This is a genomic window from Flagellimonas marina (assembly GCF_042651185.1).
Classification (GTDB): domain Bacteria; phylum Bacteroidota; class Bacteroidia; order Flavobacteriales; family Flavobacteriaceae; genus Flagellimonas; species Flagellimonas marina.
The window spans coordinates 229,588-249,021 of record NZ_JBHSCL010000007.1 but is presented as its reverse complement, the minus strand read 5'-3'; the positions used below and the strand labels follow the sequence as shown (position 1 = coordinate 249,021).

Annotated in this window: 17 protein-coding genes; 3 read left to right on the top strand and 14 right to left on the bottom strand. The window is 41.1% G+C overall.

Annotated features, from left to right (window positions below):
* The first annotated feature begins 29 nt into the window (after positions 1-29).
* A complete protein-coding gene (locus tag ACFOWS_RS12340) occupies positions 30-2,489 on the top strand; it encodes a hybrid sensor histidine kinase/response regulator (protein WP_379764963.1) in 2,460 nt (819 codons plus the stop codon).
* Here ACFOWS_RS12340 and ACFOWS_RS12335 read toward each other — a convergent pair.
* The 7 genes from ACFOWS_RS12335 to ACFOWS_RS12305 form a co-directional block, all read right to left on the bottom strand.
* Positions 2,464-3,801: a sigma-54-dependent transcriptional regulator gene (locus ACFOWS_RS12335; protein WP_379764961.1), complete on the bottom strand. Its 1,338-nt coding sequence runs from the start codon at positions 3,799-3,801 to the stop codon at positions 2,464-2,466. The genes ACFOWS_RS12340 and ACFOWS_RS12335 overlap by 26 nt on opposite strands.
* Before the next feature lie 138 nt (positions 3,802-3,939).
* A complete protein-coding gene (locus ACFOWS_RS12330) occupies positions 3,940-4,242 on the bottom strand; it encodes a hypothetical protein (RefSeq protein WP_366585399.1) in 303 nt (100 codons plus the stop codon).
* A 275-nt stretch (positions 4,243-4,517) separates the two neighbouring features.
* Entirely contained in the window at positions 4,518-4,646 is a 129-nt protein-coding gene (locus ACFOWS_RS12325; RefSeq protein WP_379764959.1) for a hypothetical protein, read from the bottom strand.
* Between the two features lie 248 nt (positions 4,647-4,894).
* Positions 4,895-6,994, bottom strand: coding sequence for a DUF4301 family protein (locus ACFOWS_RS12320; protein ID WP_379764957.1), 2,100 nt, complete (start codon positions 6,992-6,994; stop codon positions 4,895-4,897).
* On the bottom strand, positions 6,949-7,590 hold the full coding sequence (gene pnuC, locus ACFOWS_RS12315) for a nicotinamide riboside transporter PnuC (protein ID WP_379764955.1): 642 nt from the start codon (positions 7,588-7,590) through the stop codon (positions 6,949-6,951). Before pnuC ends, ACFOWS_RS12320 begins: the two co-directional genes overlap by 46 nt.
* Positions 7,574-7,834 (bottom strand): thiamine-binding protein, encoded by a 261-nt coding sequence (locus ACFOWS_RS12310; RefSeq protein WP_379764953.1) that lies wholly within the window; start codon positions 7,832-7,834, stop codon positions 7,574-7,576. The genes pnuC and ACFOWS_RS12310 overlap by 17 nt, the downstream gene beginning before the upstream one ends.
* A gap of 44 nt (positions 7,835-7,878) precedes the next feature.
* A complete protein-coding gene (locus tag ACFOWS_RS12305; RefSeq protein WP_379764951.1) occupies positions 7,879-8,520 on the bottom strand; it encodes a 4'-phosphopantetheinyl transferase family protein in 642 nt (213 codons plus the stop codon).
* A gap of 74 nt (positions 8,521-8,594) precedes the next feature.
* Between ACFOWS_RS12305 and ahcY the strand changes: the two genes are divergently transcribed.
* The gene (gene ahcY / locus ACFOWS_RS12300) at positions 8,595-9,911 is read left to right on the top strand and encodes an adenosylhomocysteinase (RefSeq protein ID WP_379764949.1); all 1,317 of its coding nucleotides are present in this window, start codon (positions 8,595-8,597) and stop codon (positions 9,909-9,911) included.
* A gap of 74 nt (positions 9,912-9,985) precedes the next feature.
* On the opposite strand, the gene ACFOWS_RS12295 is transcribed toward ahcY, so the two are convergent.
* Positions 9,986-10,564 carry a DUF3332 domain-containing protein gene (locus ACFOWS_RS12295; protein WP_379764947.1) on the bottom strand — a complete coding sequence of 193 codons (579 nt, stop codon included), beginning with the start codon at positions 10,562-10,564 and terminating at the stop codon, positions 9,986-9,988.
* Positions 10,565-10,706: 142 nt separating this feature from the next.
* Between ACFOWS_RS12295 and ACFOWS_RS12290 the strand changes: the two genes are divergently transcribed.
* Positions 10,707-11,819: a D-TA family PLP-dependent enzyme gene (locus ACFOWS_RS12290; protein WP_379764945.1), complete on the top strand. Its 1,113-nt coding sequence runs from the start codon at positions 10,707-10,709 to the stop codon at positions 11,817-11,819.
* Positions 11,820-12,006: 187 nt separating this feature from the next.
* On the opposite strand, the gene ACFOWS_RS12285 is transcribed toward ACFOWS_RS12290, so the two are convergent.
* The 6 genes from ACFOWS_RS12285 to ACFOWS_RS12260 form a co-directional block, all read right to left on the bottom strand.
* Positions 12,007-13,026, bottom strand: a complete 1,020-nt coding sequence (locus ACFOWS_RS12285) for a phytase (protein WP_379764943.1) — start codon at positions 13,024-13,026, stop codon at positions 12,007-12,009.
* A gap of 95 nt (positions 13,027-13,121) precedes the next feature.
* Entirely contained in the window at positions 13,122-16,025 is a 2,904-nt protein-coding gene (locus ACFOWS_RS12280; RefSeq protein WP_379764941.1) for a TonB-dependent receptor, read from the bottom strand.
* A gap of 170 nt (positions 16,026-16,195) precedes the next feature.
* On the bottom strand, positions 16,196-17,794 hold the full coding sequence (locus ACFOWS_RS12275) for a tetratricopeptide repeat protein (protein ID WP_379764939.1): 1,599 nt from the start codon (positions 17,792-17,794) through the stop codon (positions 16,196-16,198).
* Positions 17,795-17,940: 146 nt separating this feature from the next.
* The gene (gene rpmA / locus ACFOWS_RS12270; RefSeq protein WP_366585426.1) at positions 17,941-18,201 is read right to left on the bottom strand and encodes a 50S ribosomal protein L27; all 261 of its coding nucleotides are present in this window, start codon (positions 18,199-18,201) and stop codon (positions 17,941-17,943) included.
* Between the two features lie 24 nt (positions 18,202-18,225).
* Positions 18,226-18,777 (bottom strand): 50S ribosomal protein L21, encoded by a 552-nt coding sequence (gene rplU, locus ACFOWS_RS12265; RefSeq protein ID WP_379764937.1) that lies wholly within the window; start codon positions 18,775-18,777, stop codon positions 18,226-18,228.
* A 104-nt stretch (positions 18,778-18,881) separates the two neighbouring features.
* Complete coding sequence (locus tag ACFOWS_RS12260) at positions 18,882-19,328, bottom strand: DUF4199 domain-containing protein (protein WP_379764935.1); 447 nt, start codon at positions 19,326-19,328, stop codon at positions 18,882-18,884.
* Positions 19,329-19,434 lie beyond the last annotated feature (106 nt).

Below are 19,434 nucleotides of genomic sequence, written 5' to 3'. Positions count from 1 at the left end.
AAGCGTATATACTTTATCAACTGATGGCTATGGACCGTAAATCCAAAAGGAAATTCACGTTAAAAATCATAAGCAGCTATTTGGTTTTAGGGCTACTGGCCTGTTTGGCCGCTGCTTTTATCTATTCGGAATTCAAAAGTTATACAGCTTCACAAAACAAAGAGGACGACAGTTTAAAATTGGTAAAAACCAATGTGCTGTTAACCAATCTCTACGAGGCTGAAAACCTGTCCAAACTGGCTTTACAGACAAAAAAGACCAAAGATCTTAGGGTCTATTCCCAAAAAGTGGATTCCATAAATGTCCTTATTGATTCATTAAAGCCGTTGATTGATAATAAAGCAGGAACCCAAGTGGCAAAGTTGGACAGTGTGCAAAGATTACTTCAGCAAAAGGTGTACAACAGCGCGGAACTACGAAAATTAAAAGTGGAGAATGAAAATTCCACCTCCATTGATTCCATACTTGAAGCTTTCCATAAAATGGAGGTAGATATGGGACGGATTACCCCAGAGAACTTTGTGCCCAACTTTAATCAGCTATCAGCTGAAAATCAGGAATCCATCCGTAAATATGTGGCCATCCTTAACAAAAATATTCCAGACCCCAATGGAAACACCAATGCCAACAACATAGATTCCATTCTTCAGGTTTCCAAGTCAATTCTAAATAAGGCAAAAGTGGAAAATGCGGCACTTGAGCGCTCTATGTTTCAAAAAGAGCTGGAAATTTATCGAACAGACTTGGAGCTTTCCCAGAAAATGCGAAGTATAATTTCCACGTTTGAACGCGATATAGTTCAAAAGGCTTTTCGAGACAACCTTCAACAGCAACAAATTCTAAGACGGAGTACCCGGTTGGCAGGGGGTGCAATTGTTTTGGGACTATTGATCGTAATTATTTTCACCTTTCTCATTTCTCAGGATTTTTGGAAAATTCAACGCTATCGAGATCAATTAGAGCGGGAAAAGAAAAACTCGGAATCCCTATTAAAAAGCAGGGAACAACTGATCGCAACGGTAAGTCATGATCTTCGAACGCCACTAAACACAATTAGCGGTTATACCGAGCTAATGGAGCACAGTGGCCTTAATGAAAAGCAACAGAAATACCTGAAGAACGTAAAATCAGCTTCAGGTTATGTTGAGAATCTGGTCAACGATCTTTTGGATTTCTCAAAATTGGAAGCTGGAAAGATACATTTGGATAAGGTTCCTTTTGTGCTCTCCACACTTATTGAGGACGCCGCACTACATTTTAGGGAAATTCACTCAAAAAAGGGCGTGGAACTCCGTCTGGATATTTCCGAGGCATTGGACAAACCCATCATTAGTGACCCCTTCCGAATCCGTCAAATCCTAACCAACATCATTGGCAATGCATTCAAGTTTACACACGAAGGGTTTGTGAAAATCGATTGCTACGTTAAAGGAAATAAAGTAATTATTAAGGTCGCAGATACCGGCATTGGGATTGAAAGAGAAAAACAAGAATTGATTTTTAAGGAGTTTACCCAAGCCGGAAATGACACCGAAAAGAAATATGGCGGTTACGGGCTGGGCCTCACCATCTCCAAAAAACTAACGGAACTTTTGGGCGGGAATTTGCTATTGGAAAGCGAGAAAAACAAGGGTAGTACCTTTACTCTATCACTCCCACTTGAGTTTTCATCGACCCCCCTTCCCCATAAGGTGCCCGAAAAACGGGGCGTCCAAAAAAAGTTATCAATGCTCATTCTTGATGACGACGAAAATATGTTGGGCCTATTGGAAGAAATATGCCAAGTCAATAAAATTGAAGTCCGTACTTTTAATCACTATTCTAAACTTACGGAAGCCACTCCCGAAGCATACGATGTTATCCTAACTGATATTCAAATGCCCGGAAAAGACGGCTTTGAGGTGATGGAAAAATTAAAACGAAATCGGATTGCCAACTATAAGGGCCAACCGGTTATTGCCATGACAGGTCAAAAAGTCAAGGATAAGACCCCTTATCTTAAAGCAGGTTTTATTGATGTTCTTCAAAAACCGTTCTCCAGCGATACGTTATTAAGCATTCTGTCAAAAGTAAATGGCAATGTAGAGTCACCACAGCATGAAACTCACTTAAAGGAGGAAATTCCCAAGCCAACCTCAAACCTGTTCAATACAGAAAGTATTGTCAGCTTTTTGGAAGACACACATGCCGTTATGGAAGTACTTGAAGTTTTTATGAAGAGTACCCACAAGAACATGGAGTTCATTACTCTGGCCGTTGAAGAGAACGATGCGGATGAGATACGGTCCATATCACATAAAATGCTACCCATGTTCCGCCAATTGGAAGTTCATGGGATTATCCCAATTCTTGAGCGATTGGAACATTTGGATGGGGATGCCCACAACAAGAAGGTCTTTTCAGATGTAACCCAATTGAAAAAAAAGGTCTTGCAGCTAGAAAAGGCAATTACGGGGTATTTGGCTAGACTTTCAGTTGGTAGTGACTGATTTTGTTGTAGAGCGTCTTCCGGGTCATTTGGAGGAGTTTGGCCGCTTTGGTCTTGTTGAAGTTGGTCTGCTTTAAAGCATTCAGTATCCTGTCCTTTTCAAATTCTGATTTTGAAAAGTTCTGAGGAGTTCTGGTTCCCGCGCCATTGGCTACAACATCAGGAACTGATTTTGGCAGTACGGTATCACCTTCTGTGAAAAGAACAGCTCGTTTTATCATGTTTTTCATCTCTCGCAGGTTCCCCGGCCATGAATACTGCAAGAACATTTGTTTCACCTCTTCCGAAAATTCCAATACTTCCTTATCTAATTCGATGTTGGATTTATCCAAAAAATAGTTGGCAAACAACAAGATATCCTCGTTGCGTTCCCGTAAAGAAGGCACCTCAATGGAAAACTCATTCAAGCGGTGGTACAAGTCTTCCCGAAAACTCCCTTCTGCAACAGCTTCCAATAAATCCTCATTGGTGGCGGCAATGATTCTAAGGTCTAATTGAATCTCTTTGGTACTGCCCACCCGTTTTATTTTTCGTTCTTGAATGGCGCGAAGCAATTGAATTTGATGCTCGTACGAAAGATTCCCAACCTCATCCAAAAAAAGAGTGCCCCCATTGGCTGCTTCAAAATGCCCGATTTTATCTTCAATGGCACCCGTAAAACTACCTTTTACATGACCAAAAAACTCACTGGTGGCTATCTCTTTGGGAATGGCCCCGCAATCCACGGCCACAAATCTTTCGCCCTTTCGCTTACTGGCTTCGTGAATGGACTTGGCTGTTACTTCTTTTCCTGTTCCACTTTCCCCAGTCAATAAAACGGACATATTGGTGGGGGCCACCAATTGTACATACTGCTGTAGTTTTTTGGATTTTTCACTTTCGCCAACCAGAAATTGACGTGGCCCCTCCTTTTTCTGAGGTTGCCTTTTGTTGGGCTCAAATTTTGAATCGGGTTTAGCTTGCAGCGCATTTTGGATGACCAAAAGAATCTCCTCTGGGGTAAATGGCTTGGAAATATAATCAAACGCTCCTTTTTTCATGGCGTTTACAGCCGTTTTTACCTCAGCATAACCCGTCATTAAAATTACTTGGGTTTTTGAAGAATTTTGTTTTATCTGTGAGAGCAATGAAACCCCATTTCCTTTTGGAAGCCGCACATCGGAAAGAATAACATCAAAGGTTGAATCTTTTAACTCTTCTTCTGCCTCTTGTATGGAATAACTTGTGTTAACCTCAAAACCATGCCTGGTCAAAAACTTTTGCAGCATTTGACAGAAAGAAGTGTCGTCCTCGATGATCAAGATTTTGGGCATAATCGTGTCAGTAACTAATATACGATGACGACACTTTAAGAGACGCCCCAAGTTTTATAAAATTATCACAAAAAGAAAGGGCTGCAAATGCAGCCCTTTCTAACCAAACTAACTAACCTAACACGGTATCGAAAACTATTACATCTCAATCCAATTTCCTTCGGCATCAGCATATACGGTACCTTGGGTACCATCTTCTAAGGACAATTCCAATTTATATTGGTCTTTGTCATTTTTATATGCCTTGTCCACTGTTGCAGTGGGGTAATTTTGTGCCACAGCAGTTGTTACGGCTTCAGGAAGGTCAGAAACATTGATTTCCTCAAAATCCCCAACGGTGATTACGGTTGCTTTATCTACACTCAATTCAGGTGCTTCTACACTGGCAAAAGCTGTGAATCCAACAAAAGATAATACGGTTGCTAAAACTAGATTTTTCATGGTATATGATTTTAATTGTTAAACTTGACTAACTATATGAAAAACCAGTGCCAAGATTTTTAATCAGTCAAAAATAAATGTAACTACCTGAATAAAAGATTTTTATAGTTTTTGTTCAATTAGCCAAACTGTGTAAAACTGTGTAATGAATTCCCAAAACCGTATAATTTTTATACAAGAAAGGCCGCCGAAGCAGCCTTTCAATGCCAAGATCATAGTCCCAAGGAAAAAGACTATCAACAGGTTTGGCATGGTGGAAAATGCATGGTTAGTGTTTATTGCATAGCATCATCCTGATTTTTATGTTCGTTTCTTCTTCTCATATCCCTTACATAAGATGCCAATACATAAATAACAATGGCCAATGAGATGATGTTTAGGAATAGAATTATTTTGTACAGCATTGTTGTTTCGTTCCTTTATCATTTTATGGTTGTAAAAGAAAGCCGTACATAGTGCACGGCCTCCTAACCAAATCAACCAACCTAATTTCAAATAACCGGTACCTGTCATTTACAGTCTGTCCCATTTTGTTTTTTGTATGGGATGGTTCGTTATCTTTTTGACACCATCTTTTAGACAAGGTCACATATTGAACAAAAAAATCCGCCCTTTTTGGAGAGCGGATTTCAACTATCTGTGATTCAATTTTTTAGGCCTGGTGGGAAGGCTTCAATAAATCATTGACTGTTTTTACCGGATTGAAGGTAACCAACGGAACTTCAACAAAAATGGTGTTCCAAAAGGCCATGCCACCATTCCAAAGACCGGGTAGTTCCAAAGCCTTTAGTTCTTTTCCTTCTTGGGTTTTGCCCGTTATGAACCCTTGCTTCTCATCCACAAAATCCAACAGGTTGTACTTTTTACCTTTGTGGTCGCGTACACCACAAACTAAATCTACCGGGTTAAAGTGGGTTGAATTTTTTAAAATAGCGGCTTGTTTGTCATTGGACATATCTATTTGTGCAGACTCAATAATCTGAAGTGAAATGTTCCCCTCACCATCCTTTATCCAGAATGGACCGCCTCCGGGCTCGCCCTCATTTTTGACCATACCACAAACTCGAATAGGTCTGTTTAGTTTTTCCTGTAAAATTCTCAATTGCTCATCAACCGACAGGTCATCATAGTTATCAGGCATGCGAACGTTAAGGTCCTTTTCCAAAAAGGCCTTGATTTGATCTGCTGTTTCTGGTGGAACATTGCCTTTATCCAACATTTCAGAATGGGCGAACGCCTTATCCTGAACTTTTTTAAGTACTCCGGCCAACATCTTTTTACTATTGGCTACTGCTTCCAAATTTTTATCAATCACCACATTGTCTATATTCTTGATGAAAATGATGTCTGCATCTTGATCGTTAAGGTTTTCAATGAGTGCACCATGGCCTCCTGGCCTAAATAAAATGGAACCATCACTGTTCTTGAATGGTTTATTGTCCATATCTACCGCAATGGTATCCGTGGATGGTTTTTGATTGGAATAGGAAATCTGAAATTCGGTATCGGTAGATTTTGAAATTTTTGGTCCTACTTTGGACTCCTCCTCCGCGAACATTTCATCATGCTGTTCTGAAACCGTAAAGTGAAGATTGGCTTTACCGTCCGTTTTGGCATATAGGGCGGCCTCTTTTAAATGCTCCTCAAATGGAGTGGCACTGCCTGATTCATACTGGTGAAATGGCAACAAGCCTTTTGGATAGAATCCGTAGTTGAGTCCATCTTCCATAAGCATTTCCTTTACAAAGAGATAGGCTTCCTCATCTTTATTGGCCGCCTTGCCCTTATTTCGTCCCATAATCAAATCGTAAAAGGGCAGCTTGTGCAGATTATCGGTAAATTTTTTGGCATCGGAATCCCCGGTTCGCTCAATGTAGGCTGAAAGCGATTCTTTGGATGGGTCATACGCATCCACAAAATTGAACATGGCCTTAAACATTCGGGATGCGGCCCCCGAGGCTGGAACAAATTTCAAAAGATCCAAGTCACCCCTTGAATTTTCAAAGTATTGAATAAGTTCCTCTTGCTCCTGTTCTGAAAATCGGAGAATACCATTGGAAACAACAGCGGCTTTCACCAAATCTACAAACGGGATTCCCTCTTTAAAGGTTTCAATTTGGCGGGCTACTTTTTCTTTGGAAATGCCTTTGCTTTGCAATTGTTCCAAGTCTTTTGGACTTAAATCGATCATGTTATGGAGAAGTTTATCAATGTGTTTTATTGCTGTTGAAAGCCGAGATGCTTTATCTCCCTTTAAAATAATAAAATTCCTGTGATATTTTTCCAAAGTCTCTTTGAAATACGCAAACATCCGTTCCCGTTCATTGGGTTTGTCCCGAAGATCATCTGCTTCCCATGGAGTATCAATATAAGTCAGCAGATATAGGTCATAGGAATTCTGCAACGCATATTTCTCCAAAATTGGATCACAAGAACCTAAATAATACGCCTCTGAATATACTTTGGTTTCCAAAAGATCGGTATCGCAAATGAGAATTTTATGTGCTTTTTTGGCCAACTCATTTTCCAATTTCATTTGTCCGTGGGCAATGGGCAGAAGATCTTTGGGCTCACAGGTCTTTTGTTCCCTGTCCCATTTGTCTTGTAGGTATTCACGAGCATATTCCGGAACCCATTCCGTTTGGTAGTGTTCAGCCAATTCTATGGAAAGTGTGGTCTTCCCTGTGGATTCTGGTCCAAAAAGGACTACTTTGATGAGGTTTGTAGGGTCTTGTCCAAGTCTTTCTTCCATGCTAAATATCCCTGAATGGCCAATACCGTGAAGATAAGGTATTGCAATGAGAACATGCCCCATCCTCTATATGCGTATAAGGGCACGGTTATGATATCGCCTATGATCCAAAGGGTCCAGTTTTCGAGTTTTTTGTTGGCCATGTACCACATTCCGGTAAAAAAGATTCCCGAAGTGAGAATGTCCACATAGTTAGTGGCCTTAATTTCCGCCCCAAAGGCTTTATACACTCCAAAAGTGACCAATAGTGTAAGGAGGAAAAGACCGAATCCAACCCATTTTTCTCTTTTGTTGGTTCTGGAAATCTTCACCACAAACTCTCGGTTATTTTTTCTTCGGGCCCAGTTCCACCAACCATAAATACTCATTATAGAAAAGTAGAAGTTCATCATCATATCGCCCAAGAGTCGATCTACAAAGAAAATATAGGTGGTTATGGCCGTGGCCACCAGACCTGTGGGATAAACCATGATATCTTCCCTTTTGGCATAGACCACACTGGCTATTCCAAAGAAAAAGGCAGTGGCCTCCAGTATAATGAGGGAGAGTTCACGATCCTCGTATGGCCCAAGGAAGAAATCAAAAATGGGGTTCATAGTCGCTTCGGTCAGATTTAACCATTTTCATGGTCAACACTACATGGTCTAGCTTCTCAAATGTTTCCTTTATTTCGGTTTGAAGCAACTTCATCACAATATCGTACTCCCCATACACTTGTGTGCTCATCGGGTTTTCCAAAACCGTGAGTCCGGAAGCACGCAATTTTTTGATAAAATCAATGATTGGTGGTTCAAAATTATCTTGAAGGGGGGTAAGGGTAAGTTCAACGGAAACTTTCATGGGCTATGCAGAATTTTCAGGAGCAAAACTACAAAAAGGAATCGTCATCCTCCCATCATTTTTAAGGCGTATACACAGGTGAAACCTTCAAACTCCAAAAATTCAATCTCGTAGTGCGATTTTTTTCCTTTATATAAAATTTCGGCCACAGTGCGGGAATCCTCAAAGGTAAAATCCATTACGTTGATATGCCTTAAAAAACTCAACCCTTGTTGCGCATATATTTTGTAGAGCGATTCCTTGGCACCCCAAACAATAGTAAGTTTCCGAATGAGCGCCTCGGTATTGGCCAAGGTTTTGTATTCCTCTATTGGTGTAAATTTATGGGCAATCTTAAGGATTTTTTCGCGCTGCATTTCTATATCTATACCAACCTCATCCGTTTCGCTCACAATAATCCCTGTAAAATTATGGGAATGGGTAATGGAAATATGGTTGCCATCCTTTAAATGAGGCTTTCCAAAATCGTCATAAAATAAATCATGATCTTCATATCCTGCTTCTGCCATTAAGTGTCTGATACTCAAAAAAGCCCTTCGGTGAGCTTCTGATTTCATACCATCCATACGGCTTTGGCAATGCGGCGTTAGCTCAATTCCACTAGCTAAATCCTCTTCGGGTTCATCAACCTTCCAAATATATACGGATGTTGTTGGAGAAACTGTTATGGTTTTGTAAATGGGCATGACCAAAAATTAAGCGAATTCGTATCTTTGTCGCACTAAAAGCGAAGCTACAAAAGTAAATTTATATTAAAGTTATGAGCACAAAGACAATTCCGTATGTACCGTATAAGGTAAAGGATATTTCCCTGGCCCAATGGGGAAGAAAAGAGATTGAGCTTGCCGAGGCCGAAATGCCCGGGCTAATGGCATTGCGTGAGGAATACGGTAAGGAGCAGCCCCTAAAAGGTGCTAGAATTGCCGGTTGTCTGCACATGACCATACAAACAGCAGTCTTGATCGAGACTTTGGTTGCCCTTGGTGCCGAAGTAACTTGGAGTTCTTGTAATATTTTCTCAACTCAAGACCATGCAGCAGCAGCCATAGCCGCCGCTGGCATTCCCGTGTATGCTTGGAAGGGTATGACCGAGGAAGAGTTTGATTGGTGTATTGAGCAAACTTTGTTTTTTGGCGAGGACCGACAGCCTTTAAATATGATTTTGGACGATGGGGGTGACCTCACCAACATGGTTTTGGATAAATATCCAGAATTGACCGCTGAAATCAGAGGGTTATCTGAAGAGACCACTACGGGGGTACACCGTTTGTACGAGCGCATGAAAAAAGGTACGCTGCCCATGCCTGCCATAAATGTGAACGATTCCGTGACCAAATCCAAGTTCGACAATAAATACGGTTGTCGTGAAAGTGCCGTGGATGCCATCCGAAGAGCCACAGACACCATGCTGGCCGGAAAACGTGTAGTGGTTGCTGGTTATGGGGATGTTGGAAAAGGAACCGCAGCTTCATTCCGTGGTGCCGGTGCCATTGTTACCGTTACTGAAATCGACCCTATCTGTGCCCTACAGGCCTGTATGGACGGTTTTGAGGTTAAAAAACTGGAGACTGTCATTTCCAACGCCGATGTGGTGATTACCGCTACGGGAAATAAGGATATCATTCGTGAAGAGCACTTCCGTGCTTTGAAGGACAAGGCAATTGTGTGCAATATTGGACACTTTGACAATGAAATTGATATGGCCTGGTTGAACGGAAACTATGGGAATACCAAAGACGAGATAAAGCCACAGGTGGACAAGTATACCATTGATGGGAAGGATTTGGTAATTCTTGCTGAAGGCAGACTTGTGAACTTAGGATGCGCTACAGGTCATCCCAGTTTTGTGATGAGCAACTCCTTCACCAACCAAACCTTGGCCCAGATTGAGCTTTGGAACCATAGCGATAAATACGAAAACGAAGTATATATGCTTCCCAAACATTTGGATGAAAAAGTGGCCCAATTGCATTTAGCCCGTTTGGGTGCAGAGCTCACTGAACTTAAGGAAGACCAGGCGGAGTATATTGGTGTGGAAGTCAATGGCCCGTTTAAGCCGGATTATTATAGATATTAGAAGACCGAAAATCACAATATATATAAAAACCCATGGTGTTTGCCATGGGTTTTTTTGTGGGTTGTACGTTTTTTTTAGTCGGCCAAAAAGCTTTCGGAATAATAACAGGTCTTGCTTTCCTGTAGAATGGCCAAACCTTCTTCGCGGGTGTTCATGGGGTCAATTTTGACTTTATCGCCATTGGGCATGTACACAATATAGAAGCCTTCCTCAAATGAGGATAGTTTGATGATTTCACCATTGGGCCGGATGGCATTCCAAGATTTTTCATCGGGCTTGTAGAACAATTCCAATTTCTTGCCCTTCTTCGGCCCTTTTACGACCGTAACTTTAACACGGTTTTGTGTAGCAACCATTTTAAAGGTGTTGCCATCGTGCTCTACCATTTGGGTTTCGGATTCACCCGGTTTCATGGCTATGGGGTTAGATCCCGACCAAAACTCAATAACGTTGAAAATCAAGGTATCCCCCAGAAAAAATAGTCCGTAGACCGGTACAATGTTCAATCCCCAAAAAATTAAGTTGTCCAAAAACCTACTGTTGGTGGCACCTTGGTTCCAATCTTTCAAGTTATTGAAGGCTTTAAATGAACCCAAACAACTTGTAAACAACATACAGCAGGCCAGTAAAGAAGAAATAATTGCTTTTTTCATGATATAAGATTTATAGTTAATGCTCTTAAAGCTACAAAAAGATTTCTACTCATGTTTTAGCAAGAAGCATACAAGTCAATAATTAAAAATGGTTGCCCGTGCCTTTGTGATTATTACCTTTATTCCCACAAAATTGCAAGTCATGGGAAGAGATTGGTTTATTATTGAGAACATTGAAACGGTAGATTCACCTTCCATAGCCCTCTACCTGGAAAACCTGAAACACAATGTCAGTGAAATGATTACTTTGATCGATGGCGATACAGACCGTTTGATGCCGCACATCAAAACCAACAAAATGCCCAAGGTGATGCAGGTTATGTTGGAGTCGGGAATCTCCAATTTTAAGGCTTCCACCATTGCTGAAGCTGAAATTGCCGCTGAATCCGGAGCTAAATCTGTATTGATTGCCCATCAACTGGTTGGGCCTAAAGTAGAGCGTTTTCTTAATTTGATTAACCATTTTCCAAATACAATGTTTTCCACCATTTTGGACAATGAAGACAGTGCTGAGCTTTTAAACCAGAAAGCGTTGGAGCAAGAGCTTTCCGTTGCTGTTTATATTGATATTAATAATGGAATGAACCGCTCGGGGATTGCAATTGGCCCTGGGCTGGATGAACTCATGGCCTATTTGAAAATATGCAAGGGTTTGGTTTTTAAAGGGCTTCATGCCTATGACGGTCATTTAAGGGATTCTGAATTTACCGTTCGTAACCAAAAGATAGAGGCCGGCGTAAAAGATGTTGATATCTATTTTGAAGCGTTGAAAGAAAGTTATCCCTATGCCGAATTGATTTGTGGGGGAACGCCTTCCTTTACTTCGCATCTACAAAATGAAAAAAGGATAACCAGCCCAGGCACCTGTGTGCTTTGGGATTGGGGCTACGGTGAAAAATTAACGGAGCAGAACTTCAAATATGCTGCCCTTCTGGTGACCCGAATCATTTCCAAGCCTACGGAGGGGATCATCACTGTTGATTTGGGACATAAATCCCTTGCCGCGGAAAACCCAATCAACAAACGGGTAAAATTCCTGAATCTTGAAGATTATGAATTGCTTTCACAAAGTGAGGAGCATGGCGTGATCCAAGTAAAAGATTGGGACAACTATAAAGTTGGGGATGTCCTGTATGGCATTCCGTATCACATTTGTCCTACTATTAACCTTCATGATGAGGTATCTATCATTGAAAATGGAATGAAAACAGATACTTGGGCCATTACAGCTCGAAAGCGAAAACTTACCTTCTAAACACGTTGTACATCATGTAACATGAAAACCGTCAATTCGAGTGGAATTTTGCAAAAATTTTATATCGAGAATACGGTTTTCCAAGAAAAAATTCTGTTCTCGATACTTATTTTCTACACTTTGCTTCGAAAAACAACTCGAACTGACAAATTTTTTACTGATAACAACATATAAGGCATTTTAAACTTTACTTCAAGTCCAAGAATTTTCCCAAATCGTAAAAGTAGAAGTCCTTTTGGTCGTTCATGGCAACAAAAAGTCCATTGGGAAAGGTATCGCTCAATGGAACCGTAACTGCATCACAACCATCTGTTTCAAGGGTGGAAAGATTGACTGCTTTTATAAATGAATTCTCCTTTCTTGAAAAAATATTGAACTGACCACGCTGCTGGTCAGAAACAATTATATAACCCTCACCATTGGGATATCTGGCAATAGCAATCCCTTCAATGTCTTCCAAAAATAGTTCTCCTCCAAAACAAGAAAGTTCCTCATTACCCATACTTGGTTCGGCATAGTATTTTTTTATGCATTCGCCTTCATCGGAATAATAAACGTAGCCCATTTCATTATCTACCGCAATGGCCTCAATTTCTTTTCCACCGGTAAAACTTCCAAATTTTCGGACCAAGTTGGCTGAAATCCCTGTGCTATCGGATTCAAACTTATACTGATAGAGATAGGAACCACTTGGTCCAATTTTTCTTCCTACAATAGCATAAACCGATGAATCTTTAAGGGATTTGTATAGGCTGATGCCCATGGCCAAACGTTGTTCCACATCAGTTTCGTCCTCAAAAACGGGAAAACCGCCACCGTCGAGGGGTTTCATGTCTGGAACGGAAAACAACCGTATCTGTTGTTTCTCCCGTTCCGTAAAGGCAATCACATCCACAGCAACGGAATCATTCAATTGAAAACCATATTCCAAATCCACATTGTTGGGGCGTTGAATCCCTGTGATGGATTTCTCCCTAATGATTTTGCCTTCCAAGTCAAAAGCGTAGATACCGCCGTTGGTTTCCTTGTCCGTTCCAAAAACAATACTTTTTGACGCATCATCCGGATTGACCCAAATGGCAGGATCATCGGTATCATTAGGGGTTTTTTCGGTGATTATGTCCGGTGCTATTGCTGGTAATTGACTGCCTTGCTTGCACGAGATAATTCCCAGTACCAAAATAAATGGGATATACCGTTTTTTCATATTCTAAACTTTATGGGTAATGGTCGTCACTCCAAGTACCCACCCCTTGGTGGGCGGGCACTCATCATGACTTAGTATATAAAATACTACCTGAATTATTTTCTGAACAAATCGTATTTCAACCCGAATGTAAAACGGATATCATAAAATTCCGCTTGTTGGGTCCTTTCTTTCACACTTTGGAAATACCGTAGGGGTTGATTGGTGATGTTGTTCACATCGGTATAAATTCTCAAGTTGTTGGTAATGGCATAGCTGGCATTGAAATCCAAGAAAAACTGGGTATCATAGTAGCGGTCTTCAAAAGCGTTTCCTCCAATTTCATCGATATACGAATCGGAGAAGTTGGCAGAAAGTCGCGCGCTAAATCTTTTATCGGCATAGCCCAAAGATCCGTTGAACATGTTAGGCGCGGTATTCGGGAGATCCAAATCGGTACGCTCATCACCATCCTCGTTGCGGATACCATCGGCACTGGAAGATAAGTAGGTATAGTTTAAATAAATACTAAAGTTTCTGGCGAAACCAGGTAAGAAATCCAACTGACGTTGAAAAGATAGTTCAGCCCCAAAAATGGAAGCAGAATCTCCATTTAACGGTTGAAACACATCGTAGCCTGTAGTTCCCGAACCAAAAGAATCATCTTCGGCTTCTGTGATAAAGGTATAGATAAAGTCATTGATCCTTTTATAGAAAAGACCTCCGGAAACAATCCCCACACTTTGAAAATAATGCTCTGCATTTAAATCAAAGTTCATGGAAGTGGTTGGGTCCAATTCTGGATTCCCAACAATGACTTCTTCATCCTCGTTCACAATCTCAGCTCTTGGGATTAAATCCTCGTAGTTTGGACGGGCCAAAGTGTTGGTCCATGCAAAACGAAGGATGGTGTTGGTGTCCACATCGTACTTGAAATGGATTCCTGGCAATAAATTGGTATAGGAGTTTTCATCAGATACAGGCTCAACTTCAATACCTTCCTCTATACCTGCGTCCTCATCTTCTTCAATGTAAACGACCCTATTGCCATCCGTTTCCAGTTTAGTGTTCTCCAATCTTGCACCAGCCAATACACTCAATTTATCAGATAGTTTTTGATTGAACATTATATAGGCTGCCAATACATTTTCCTTTACCTCAAAGTTCCCTGGCAAGAATTCATCCGGTAAAGCTTCACCGTTGGTACTGTTCAAGTTCAAACTGCCCAACCATTCCTCACTGGCAAAGGTTCCCGCTTGGTATTTCTCACCCGCTAGAAAATCTGGATTGGTGTAGCTTTTTATGGGAACTGCGCCCAAGGTTGGGAAATCATCTTCCAAATCGTATTCAAAGAAATCGTTGTCTCTTAATTTGGTTTTAAAGCGACCTCTTGCACCAAACTTAATGGTTCCATTCCCTTGTCCAAAGAAATCAGCGGGCAACTCAAAGTTTGCAAAGAAGTTGATGTCCTCTTCTTCGGTATACTGATTCTCGTTGGTGATTTCATCGAACTCAAAGTTGTCCAAATTGTTAAAATCACTTGGGTCTGAAGCCGTCATTATGGGGTACTTTGGGTTGCTGTTGTCATTGTTGACGATATATTCAGCAGCATAAGCAGCATAACGCTCGTTCAAACGCTCTTCGGAAGCTTTAGCATAAGATCCCATCCAATCGAACTTTAAATTTCCGAAAAGGTGGTTACCTCCCAAGGTATAGTTTTGCATACGCTGATCTTCCAGCCTGCGGTTTTTGTTTCTTCCTCCTGCGATTCCTCCTTTAGACTCACGTACGGCTTCAATAGGGAAGCGGGTCGGGATTCCATTGGTTATGGTAAAATCTCCCTCTTCTATATCCTCCCCATCCAATATCTCTTGGGCAAAGGCGAATCGGTTTTCCCTATCGTCCCTCCAGTTGTACATGGTTTTTAGGTAAATGTTATTGGCAGCATTGATTTGGTAATCAAAATTGGCAGAGAAACTTCTTCGTACCCGCTGAACCAAATAGGTTCGTTGTTCAGTTACGTTAGTGTAAGGGTCTACATCCGCTTCTTCCAAAATAGGATCTCCTTCTTCATCGTCTTCACCAGTATAGTATTCGAATTCATCGCTCCATTCGGCTTCAATGTTGTCCGAACCAAAATCATTGTCGTTGATGGTTGCTGAAAACATGTACCCGAATTTTCCATCATTGGTGCGGTCACCAATTAAGAGAGAACCATTCCATATTCTTTTATCGGTAATAAAATTGATTCCCGACCCTGCGGTGGCAGAAATCCTAAATCCTTGCGGCGCGGTACGGGTCACCAAGTTTACAGAACCCCCCAAAGCGTCAGCATCCATGTCTGGAGTCACCGCTTTGTTCACTTCAATGGTTTGGATCATATCCGAAGGAATCAAGTCCATTTGGATGTTTCTGTTATCCGATTCTGCGGATGGAATACGGCTTCCGTTCAAGGTTACCGAGTTTAATTGCGGTGAAAGACCACGAACGATAATGTTCCTTGCCTCACCTTGATCTACCTGCATGGTGATACCGGGAATACGCTTAACGGCGTCCCCAATATTGGCATCGGGGAATTTCCCAATTTGGTCTGTGGAAACCACGTTGGTAATGTTCAGATTGGTACGTTGCGTGTTCAAGGCTTTGGCTTGACCACTAAGTCCATAAGCACTTACCTGAACCTCATCCAGTTCAAAGTTACTGGGGTTCAATACAATGCTAACACCTGTAGTTTGCCCACCAGATACAGAGACTTCTTGATCAACATCAGCATAGCCCATGTAGGTAATCTTTAGGGCATAGCTCCCTTCAGGAATACCAACAAGGGTAAACCTTCCATCAAAATCGGTAATGGCTCCCTTTGAAAGTGATTCAATATAGACATTAGCACCCGGAACATAAATCCCGTTTTCATCGGTTATGGTTCCCTGTATATTACCTGTTTGTGCTTGTGCCTTTGCAAAGCCAAACATCAAAAAAAGCGTTACAAAAAGTAGTTTTCTTGCGTTCATTGGTTTCATTTTGGTTCTAGTTAGAATGCAATCCAAAACTATGTATATCAGCTTATTAAGATTTAAAATAAAGGGAAACAAAAAGGAAACAAATCGGTAGTAGGGCAGAAACAAGAGGGCAACAATTACATTTTTTTTACATAGGGCTAACCTTTTCAAAAAATTGGAGTGAAATTGACTCAAAGCTCTATCATAAAATTTACCAGTTCATCTTTTTGATCAATGGGCAATTTTTTGCGAAGTCGGTGTCGGGCCACGCGAACACTATCTGGGGTCACCCTTAAGATAGAAGCGATTTCCTTGGAGGAAAGGTTTAAACGCAACAACATACCCAAGCGAAGTTCTGCGGGAGAGAGACTGGCATCAGAAAGTGTGGATAGTTTTTTGATGAACTCTGGATGTATCTCCTTAAAGAAGTTCATGAATTCATCCCATTTGTCTTCCTGTTGAAGGTTAAAATCAATTTCCTTAACCAAGGCTTTTATTTTTTCCGAAGTATCCATGTTTTTTCGGGAAGCGATATTGCGAAGCGTATTGGCCAAATCGAGCAAGATTTTGTTCTTCTGGGACAAGTGCAGGCTGTACCGGGATAGTGAAGCCGTTTTGAGCTGCACCTCATTTTGCAGGTTCTTTTCCTCAATAGCCTTTTTATCGAGTTCGGCCTTGAGCATTCGCTGTTTGTATTCTTGAATCTTAAGTTTGGCCTTCCGTTTTCTGCCCAAATAACTGTACAAAATGGTGAGAATAGCCGCTAGGGCAAATAAAGCCACCCACAATAAGTTTTGATTGGCAGCACTTACCTTGTTCTGTTCCTTCAGCAATTTAATTTCCGCTTCTTTTTTATTGGTCTCATAAATGGTCTGGAGCACATTGAGCTGATTGGTGTTCTGCGCGGTGAGCATGGCACTGTTATATTCTTCGGCTTCCATCAGCTGGGCATGGGCATTTTTAAAATCGCCCATGAGTGCATAGGTTTTAGAAAGGTCTTTATGGGCACTTTCCAACTGATGAAAATCGTTCAACTTCTCTGCAATTTCCTGGGCTTTGCTGGTATATTCAATGGCTGAATCATACTTTCCCGTTTTTCGAAAACTATCGCCCAAGTTATTGAGCACATTGATTTCTTCGGTTGTAGTGCTACCTTGCAAATACGCATAGGCTTTATTAAAATATTCGTAGGCCAAGTCAAACTGTTCCAAATCCTCATAAATACTCCCAATGTTCTCATTGGTCATGGCCACCCCATGTTTGTCGTTCAACTGTTCAAACAACTGCAGGCTTTCCTTTTGGTAAGCCAAAGCCTTGTTGTACTCCCCTTGTTTTTCATAGCATGCTCCGAGCAATGCCATGGATTCAGCCTGTCCTTTGCCGTAATCCAAATTCACTGTGGTGTTCATGGTGTCAGTGAAGTGTTGTTCCGCCAACTCAAAATTATTTTGGGAGAGGTAGACCCTACCAATATTATTGTTTAGGGTGAGGTAGAGGGTATCGTTGAAATCAGTGCCAATCTGTTCCAGTGCCCTATTGTATTGTTCCATGGCTTCAGAATACAATCCCAAAGAGCGATAGTATTCCCCCAGTTTTAGGTGGCTTTGGGCGATTTGTTTTGGAAACTTGGGTTTACTTTTGGATTGCTCCAACTGCTTTTGAAGCTCCAGATAGGTTGGGTCTGATGTTTTTGCCGAAGTAAGGTCAATAGTCGTTTGTTGGGCCAAACCATTATTATGAATCAGGACCATCACCATCAAAAGAAAAAAAGGTCCAAAAAGTGTTCTCATTGAACGTAATTGGCAAAGAAGGTTCAAGAAACACAATTACGTTCGCCCAAATATCACCGTTAGGTTAACAAACCTTTACCAATCGGTTAGGGGAAAAAGAAAGGCCCCGCTATTGCGGGGCCTTTAGTATGATATAAATCTTTTTATTAAGCTTGGAAAGGCTCGATGGAAACATAGGATTTTCCACCCACTTTCTTTTCAAACTTAACAATACCGTCTACCTTGGCGTGCAAAGTATGGTCTTTTCCTGCGTAAACATTTTCGCCAGGATTGTGCTTGGTACCACGTTGTCTAACAATGATGTTACCAGCAACTGCTGCCTGGCCACCAAAAATCTTAACACCTAAGCGTTTCGATTCTGATTCTCTACCGTTTTTTGAACTACCTACACCTTTCTTGTGAGCCATGATATATAAATTTTAGTTCGTGTCTTATTTACTTAACGCTTCAATCAACTCGGCTTTCTTCATGGAAGAGTAGCCGGTAATCTCCTTAGCTTTTGCCATTTCCTTCAACTCTGCTACGGTTTTGGAGCTTAAATCCTCGGTAGCCTTAGCTTTTGGAGCTTCCTTTTTTGGAGCTTCTGCTTTTTTGGCTACTTCTTTCTTAGGTTCAGCAGCAGGTTTCTCTTCAGCTTTGGCCTTAGCAGGAGCAGCAGCTTTCTTGGCTCCTTTGGCCACGATACTTTCAACAAGAATCTCAGTCAAATATTGTCTGTGACCGTTTTTCTTGCGGTATCCTTTACGTCTTTTCTTTTTGAAGACAATTACCTTATCTCCTTTAAGATGCTTTACAACTTTGGCCTCAACAGCCGCACCTTCTATGACTGGGGCGCCAATGGTAACGTTTCCATTGTCATCCAAAAGAAGAACTTTGTCAAAAGTAACTTTTTTGCCTTCTTCAGTCTGCAAACGGTGAACGTACACTTTCTGGTCTTTTGCAACTTTAAATTGCTGCCCTGCCATCTCTACAATTGCGTACATAATGCGTTAATTAGAATTAATTTTATGGTCGCTTTATTAAATTAGCGGGTGCAAATATACTGCTAAATCCTTAATCCACAAGTGCAATATCCCATTTTGGGCCATTATTTTTTGTGGTTGTTGGAGGATTTAAAGAGCTGCATGAAGGAAAGTGTTAAAACCAAGGTCGTGGCAAAACCCATGATTGCCACCGTAAAGAATACGATTCCTTGAAAATTTTTATAGTTTTTGGACCATGTTTTGGAGAGCTCATCCAAAAAAGAGCTGTTCAATTCCGTACTGTACAAAGCAAAGAAAATGGTGAACAATAGGGTCGCTATAAACCCTGTAGTGATTCCTGCCGTGAACCCCTTACCATAACTGAATCCCTTTCCTTGTCTAATTTTGGTGTACTTGATGGTCTCGTAAATGCCAAATCCCGTAATGACCCCATTGAATAAACTATAGAACACGTTGGTGTGCTTGCCCATAAGGGACAAAATCAAAAAATACGCAATAAGAATAGCACTGGTGACTATCCCAAACCGAATCGGAAGGGTTACATTTTTCATCTCATTTTATTTTTGGATGCGTTGATTAATTTAATGAATGTTTACGAATTATCCCATACTTTCCTACAAAGACTTGCACCTTCCCCGTTGGTCTTGTAAATTTTGT